Source organism: Microbulbifer epialgicus, from assembly GCF_041447265.1.
Lineage (GTDB): Bacteria > Pseudomonadota > Gammaproteobacteria > Pseudomonadales > Cellvibrionaceae > Microbulbifer > Microbulbifer epialgicus.
In genome coordinates, this window is sequence record NZ_JBGMEK010000133.1 from 1 (window position 1) to 6,756 (window position 6,756).

8 protein-coding genes and 1 pseudogene are annotated in these 6,756 nt (G+C 44.0%); 4 read left to right on the forward strand and 5 right to left on the reverse strand.

From position 1 onward, the window contains the following. Positions 1–243 (forward strand): integrase core domain-containing protein (locus tag ACCI49_RS22925; protein ID WP_371840492.1); only part of this gene is annotated, 243 nt, incomplete at its 5' end. A 745-nt stretch (positions 244–988) separates the two neighbouring features. Further along, on the forward strand, positions 989–1,582 hold the full coding sequence (locus tag ACCI49_RS22930; RefSeq protein WP_371841558.1) for a hypothetical protein: 594 nt from the start codon (positions 989–991) through the stop codon (positions 1,580–1,582). Positions 1,583–1,612: 30 nt separating this feature from the next. Here ACCI49_RS22930 and ACCI49_RS22935 read toward each other — a convergent pair. Both ACCI49_RS22935 and ACCI49_RS22940 read right to left on the reverse strand, forming a co-directional pair. Then, positions 1,613–2,134, reverse strand: a pseudogene (locus ACCI49_RS22935) (IS1595 family transposase); the annotation flags it as partial. A gap of 406 nt (positions 2,135–2,540) precedes the next feature. Further along, positions 2,541–4,181, reverse strand: a complete 1,641-nt coding sequence (locus ACCI49_RS22940) for an acetolactate synthase large subunit (protein WP_371841559.1) — start codon at positions 4,179–4,181, stop codon at positions 2,541–2,543. Positions 4,182–4,484: 303 nt separating this feature from the next. Between ACCI49_RS22940 and ACCI49_RS22945 the strand changes: the two genes are divergently transcribed. Then, a complete protein-coding gene (locus ACCI49_RS22945; RefSeq protein WP_371841560.1) occupies positions 4,485–5,012 on the forward strand; it encodes a hypothetical protein in 528 nt (175 codons plus the stop codon). A gap of 138 nt (positions 5,013–5,150) precedes the next feature. Here the strand turns inward: ACCI49_RS22945 and ACCI49_RS25165 are convergent, their stop codons facing one another. The 3 genes from ACCI49_RS25165 to ACCI49_RS22955 form a co-directional block, all read right to left on the reverse strand. After that, on the reverse strand, positions 5,151–5,549 hold the full coding sequence (locus ACCI49_RS25165) for a hypothetical protein (protein ID WP_503629708.1): 399 nt from the start codon (positions 5,547–5,549) through the stop codon (positions 5,151–5,153). A 24-nt stretch (positions 5,550–5,573) separates the two neighbouring features. Then, entirely contained in the window at positions 5,574–5,735 is a 162-nt protein-coding gene (locus tag ACCI49_RS22950) for a hypothetical protein (RefSeq protein WP_371841562.1), read from the reverse strand. 122 nt (positions 5,736–5,857) lie between these two features. After that, positions 5,858–6,076, reverse strand: coding sequence for a chorismate mutase (locus tag ACCI49_RS22955; protein WP_371841563.1), 219 nt, complete (start codon positions 6,074–6,076; stop codon positions 5,858–5,860). A 392-nt stretch (positions 6,077–6,468) separates the two neighbouring features. Between ACCI49_RS22955 and ACCI49_RS22960 the strand changes: the two genes are divergently transcribed. Further along, positions 6,469–6,756 (forward strand): transposase (locus tag ACCI49_RS22960; RefSeq protein WP_371838736.1); only part of this gene is annotated, 288 nt, incomplete at its 3' end.

Genomic DNA, 6,756 nt, shown 5'->3' on the forward strand with positions numbered 1-6,756 from the left:
AGGCATCCACAAACCAACGGCATCTGTGAGCGCTTCCATAAAACCATTCTACAAGAGTTCTACCAGCCTTCATTACGCCGGAAGATCTATGGATCAATAGAAGAGTTACAAAAGGATCTGGACGAATGGCTCACATATTACAATAATGACCGTACCCATCAGGGTAAAAAGTGTTGTGGCCGCACTCCGATGGCAACACTTGAAGATGGAAAAAGCATCTGGAAGGAAAAACTCGTAAACTGAATTTGACCTGACAAAGCACCTTCTGAAAAACCGGTAACTGTCAGATCAAGTCTGAACTACTACAAATTAAATCCATGCACAATTTTCCCAAACTAACGCGGGTGGACAACCCCTTGATACAATAACTTTTTTTAATTTTAGTCACTTTTTTATAAAGAAAAAATCGAGCACCCAGCTCAATGCATAAACTCCAGATTTAACCGAATGTGATCCACCTCAGCAATACCATATTTATATCTTAAACACCCCCTACATAATGCACTCATACGCCTCCCAGGTGAAAACTGGCTGATACTTGTCATTGGCCACAACCAGCCACCCTGTCTGCGTTACTATGCATCGTTGAAAGCCTGTTTATTCACAAATTGCATATCGTTACGTTAAATAATTTGAAAACATGCTCATTTTGAAAAATGAGTCACATCTTTTCAGTCGTTGGCAATGTATAGTTCTTTATCACTGAACGGTATGCGCAAAATAAATTATCCATTTATACCTGACAGTATTGTCACTAATGTGTATCTATAAAAATTGCATTTTGCTCCATTTTATTGCCCTGGAGCTTCCATAAATTGCTGGTGACGGTTGATAAAACATAATTGATAGAAGTGCTTTGGTGTTCGCAGCCCACAAAGTCAGGGGTCGTTCGAGAATGAGCCTGTGGATATAATTGAATCACAGACCCTCCCAAAATGCCCTGAAATTCACTTGACAAGGCAATAACTCATCACATTAGGAGAATATCATGCCAAATTTCAATAAGAACGGAAAAATTGACTCACTGCCTTTTCCACCAAGTTTTAGGGAACTGTTGGAGCAAATGAATAGAAGGAACCGATATTTTTTCAGCGACAAACAATCAGTTGCGCCCAACTATGTTATGCCCACGTACATCTTACAGGTTGTAGATAACCAACCAAAGGACAACCAAGCCGCAAAGCGGGCTCGAATGAACGCACTTTATTCGGACAAAAACCAAAATAGTGGTAAACATTATTGGCTTTCAAATGAAGCTCTGGATTTTTTAGCTGAAATAAGTGAAGAAGCGAAAACCGGCCCAGATCTTAAAGGATTACAAGATCACTTCATTAGAATGAAAACTATCGCAAAAGATGGCTCAAATCACGCTGATAGGCTTAAATCTATCTCTATACACTCTAGATACACTCAGTTGTATGTCTACTACCAGTCACACAATGGCCGAGTTACAATCACAAACATTACTAGAGAGCCTGACGTGCTCGTTGATTCAATAGAAAGATCAAGAATAACCGTTGAAACCTGTATGGCTTCGGTTGTTCGCCCCTTGAATTGGAAGCCTTACGAGCAAATGATGTGATCATCCTTATAATCTCTGGGAAGGGCACTGTACAGAGAGTTTGATACGGGTGGGGCGCCCTTCCTTAGTGGTTTCGACGGCAGCCACAAAGGGAGTTTTACCTTTGGCTCCGCGGCCAGGCTTGCATCCTGTACGTTCTCCACCAAGATAGGCATCATCCAATTCAACGAAGCCAGACAATTTGTATTGGTTGTCTCTTTCCATCGTCACTTGCATGAATTTCTGCTTCATACGCCAAGCTGCGTTGTAAGAGATACCCAAATGACGTGACAACTCCATACAAGAAATGCCTTTCTTATCTTGAGTGATGAGAAAAATTCCGAGGAACCAAGTAGCAAGGGTTAACTTTGTGGAGTCGAAGATTGTACAAGAAGTGACCGACGTTTGACGTCGACACCGATTGCACTGTTTGAGCTTGCGATAAGACAGATCGCAATGCTTGTCGTGTCCGCAGTGAGGGCAACAGAAGCCGTTTGATCAACGCCATTGGCAGAGCGCATTGAAGCACCGTTATTCATTTCCGTATTCTTCAAGGAATTGGGGCAAACTAATGCCCTTCTAAAACTGCACCTTGTTTCGAGCTATGGTGGATTTCCTTACATATCAAACAGATAACTGTATTTATATACAGTTATCTGTGACTTAGCAAGAGTGGTAATTAGGTAACTTTATTACTGATCGCTCAATTTCATCGCCCTAAGGAGCTTCTTCTATCATAGTTCGCCGAAACTTAACACTTGGCTTTTTTATGGTAAGTACTTTCCCGCTACGGCTACTCTCGAATCATGCCTATGGAAGTTCCTAGTTGCTCGCACAATCAAACGATACCCACTTTTAATATTGATCAAAAAAATGAGATAGGGCTAACAGGAAAAAGATCAATAGATAGAGAGCAAAAGCGGTGTAAGAGTGGAAGAAGAGGCTAAAAGTCAACTATTCCCCTCCTGGCTCTCCTACGTTACAGCTTGCTGGATAACTCAGGGATCTCATGGTTAAGGATGCGATCGTTATGGCTGTAGTCCATGGGAACATCAATCAGATGTACCCCACCCTCTTGACAGCACTTCTCGATCATCGGCTTCAATTCACCGGTGGCTTCAATACGATGACCATAGGCACCATAAGATTGCGCGTAGGCAACAAAATCCGGATTGCCAAAGTCCAAACCGAAGTCATTAAACGCCATCATGGCCTGCTTCCATTTGATCATGCCATAGGCATCATCTCGTAGAATAAGTACGATCAGGTCCATTTTCAGGCGAACCGCCGTTTCGATCTCCTGCGAGTTCATCATAAAGCCGCCATCGCCGCAAATCGCGACTACACGACGGTCTGGGCAAACCAGTTTTGCCGCCATGGCAGAAGGCAAACCGGCCCCCATGGTAGCCAAAGCATTATCCAGAAGTACTGTATTGGGGAAATGGGCTGGATAATTGCGCGCAAACCATATTTTGAACATACCATTATCGAGGGCGATAACTCCCTTCTCCGGCATCACCTCTCGCACGTCCTTTACCAGCCTCTGTGGACGAATTGGGAACGTATCAATCTTTGATGCTCCCTCAATCTGCTTTTGTAGTGCCGCGCGAATGCGGCGTGCATCGGCAAAACTCCAATGATCTTGAGGTTCCAGATGTTCCTGCAGTTGCCAAAGGCTATTGGAGATATCCCCTATCACCTCTATCTGGGGAAAGTAGACCGGATCTACCTGAGCAGAATTGAAGTTAATATGCACCACTTCCGGACCACCCGGGCGCATAAAGAATGGAGGCTTTTCTACAACATCGTGACCCACATTGATAATCAGGTCTGCTTGCTCAATCGCACGATGTACGAAATCTCCATCGGACAGTGCTGTATTCCCGATAAAGTGGGGACCGGATTCATCAATCACTCCCTTTCCCATCTGGGTGGTTATCGCGGGGATTCCGAGCTTGTCAACGAACTTACGCAGCATTTTGGCCGTGAGCTTACGGTTAGCGCCTGCTCCAACCAGCAGCAAAGGCTTACGTGATCCGGAAATAGCTTCCACCGCTTTGCGAATAGCCTTCTCCTCTGCAATTGACCTGCGGGTATAGCTGGTCTCCAGCACTGGCATGGTGGAATGCTCACGGGCAATATCTTCCGGCAATTCAAGGTGGGTGGCTCCAGGGCGCTCCTCTTCGGAGCGCCTAAATGCCTCCCGCACATAGGAAGGGACATAATCTCCCCCGACTATCGTTTTAGTGTACTTGGTGAGTGGACGCATCATATCCACGATATCAATGATCTGGAACTGACCCTGCTTGGAGCTTTTGATCGGCTTTTGTCCAGTGACAAGTACCATGGGCATGCCCCCTAGCTGTGCGTAGGCTGCCGCTGTCACAAGGTTTGTGGCTCCGGGTCCCAGAGTTGCTAAACACACGCCAGGCTTTCCGGTGAGACGACCATAAGTGGCCGCCATAAAGCCCGCCGCCTGTTCGTGTCGAGTCAGAATCAGCTTAATTTTAGAGCCGCGTAGTGACTCCAGCACATCCAGGTTTTCCTCCCCGGGGATGCCGAAAATATACTCAGCTCCCTCAGCTTCCATGGCGTGAATAAACAGGTCGGATGCTTTCATTTAAGCGGCTCCTGTAGTCGCGGACACTCTAATAGATTGATTGTTTTACTAATATTCACTAGCGCGGAATACGCAAACTGCATTTAATAACCACCGGATGGCATATCAATTCCCATTCTAGGTAGATCTAAAACGTCATCAAAAGCCTGAGTTAAAGCTACCTTTACATTACGTCCATGAGTCGAACTTAGCAGAGTTGTCAGGCCATTTCGTATGCTCATTTACTGTTACCAAGCACAGATAAGAAAATCATATAGTAAAAATCCCTGTTACGTTCTAATTTGTAATAAGTGAAACTACTGCTTGAATGCTGAAACTAGATTAGTCAAATTAGCTCGATGTGAAACTATACACTTTTGTGCAATTGCGTCGTTAAAAACACCGTCCAAAACGTTAGGTTGGGGATATACTTCAAAAGGTCACAAAGTGATGGTAGATAAGAAATCTGTAGCAGAGATTGAGCAGTTTGTTCACTACTTCGTTCAATTAGGGGTGTACTACAAGTTAGATCAGCTGGAAGATGTCTATCATAAGGATATGCAGGTCTTTTTACTGGATGATTCTGATCAGTTGACAATTACCGATAAAAAAGGATTTATTGGCTTATTTAAAAAGAAACGGGATGCCGGTGAACCACCACTAAATGACTGGCTAAAAATACATCATATAGAACCTAAAAATGATAGTGCATTAGTGATAATGTCACGAGAAAACAGCTTGTCTGGGCGGAATATGCGGTTAAAGCTGGGCATTGACCTAGTCTATGAAGAAGGGCGCTGGCAGGTGATACGAGAGGTCATATTTATAGAGCCTGAGCCCACAAACACTTAAGTTACTTACAGCTGCTGTGGACACCTGAATTGGCAAGAACTCCAATTCCTAATTTTGGTCATATTTTGTGTTATACACTTACATTCGTTGTCTTTCCTACTGTATTTTTATTAAATCCCCAAGACCCTCCGCGGAAACTCAACACTCTGCCATCACCAGCAGTGAGCCGTTATTCGCAGAGGATCCAGGGTTACGAGATAAGATGCCTTGCCACCGCGCTTTGACTTGCTCTGTAGCGAGGCTGCAGTCTGTTTGACTAGTCACGATTAAATTTATTACCACATAACTGTGGTCCGCTTCACAATAAAGGGCTAATTCAGGTAGCGTTAGCACGCCTGAAGGAAAGTCTTGCCAAAGCGTTGAAGGATCTTTTGGGTAATCAAAAGCAAATCCACCACACAAAATTGGTTGATGTCCCCCACTCACGACGGAAGAAGCCTGTAATTTTTGCCAATTAGTTTGAATCTCAGACCAAGAACTCCTCAGGAACACAGCTAAACTCACGGGCAGAGCCGAAACTAACGGAATAAAAACCACTAGAGGGCGTACCCCACAGAGATGTTATTCGTTCGTGTCGATAGTTAGCGGCAAACAATCCAATTGGATCGCGCCTGTGGCATGGGAAGGAAACGATGCCAGAACTTCCGGCTGCTTTTGGCTTACCCTGGATTTAGCAGCCTGCAAACAGGCCTCCAGTCCATCGTACTTAGAGCGCTCTTTCATAAACTCTCCTCAGTATGTAGGGCACGCTCAGTTCGCCAATGCAGTTTTTGCTGTTTGATAAACCACTGAATAACCCCGGTAAAAAGCAGCTCGATATAGTCAGCAGATAGCTACGAGGGTGTTCAAAACTCTTCCTCAGCCCAACCACGGCGATCAATCAACATAGCCGCAATCCGATCTGGAGCGGGAATACTGGCTTCATCTGGCTTGAATTGCGCTGCAGACAAAACATATCCCATACGCTGCTGCAACAGCCTGATGATCTCGCGATCAATGGAATCAATACCTTGGCGGATCTCATTCAGGTTTTCACACTCCATCGGCAGCTTCGTTACTTGCATAGAAACTCCATCACCTAAGCAGTTCATCTTCCTATTAATAATGGTTACGTTATAATATATCATTTACAAAATTAACGAGATATTTCTTGAATAGAAAGGCCGAAGTGAAAAAGGATATTGCGTGTTACAAAGATGCAATAATTTGAGAATTACTAAAAACAACAATCTCAGGGAAAATAAGGTGGGAGTCGTAATCCATCGATTTGATGGAGAATATCGAGTAATGAAACCACCCTATTTCCCTATCAATTATTTCGATTATGTGACAAAAAACAGAATAACTTCATTGGTTTGTAGCAGGCTTAACCTTAAATGGACTTAAGGGTACCTCTAAAAATTCACTAATTTCCGGTAAAATAGCCTAAACGCTCACTAGTAAAGGTTATTGTCAAATGCAGCCGAGTTTTTTCGGTCTTGATGACCGCCATCGCAAGCTAAATGAACGTGATCCACTGGTTGCTCTTCGTAAGTTGATTGACTGGGAGGACTTCCGGAGTACTTTGAATAAAATCCCCACACTTCCAAGAAAGAGTAATGCTGGAAGAAGACCCTTTGATAAGGTACTGATGTTCAAGGCACTTGTATTACAGCATTTATATAACCTATCGGATGATGAGCTGGAATATCAGATACGCGATCGATTTTCATTTTGTCGATTTCTCAGCCTAAACCCGGAGGAC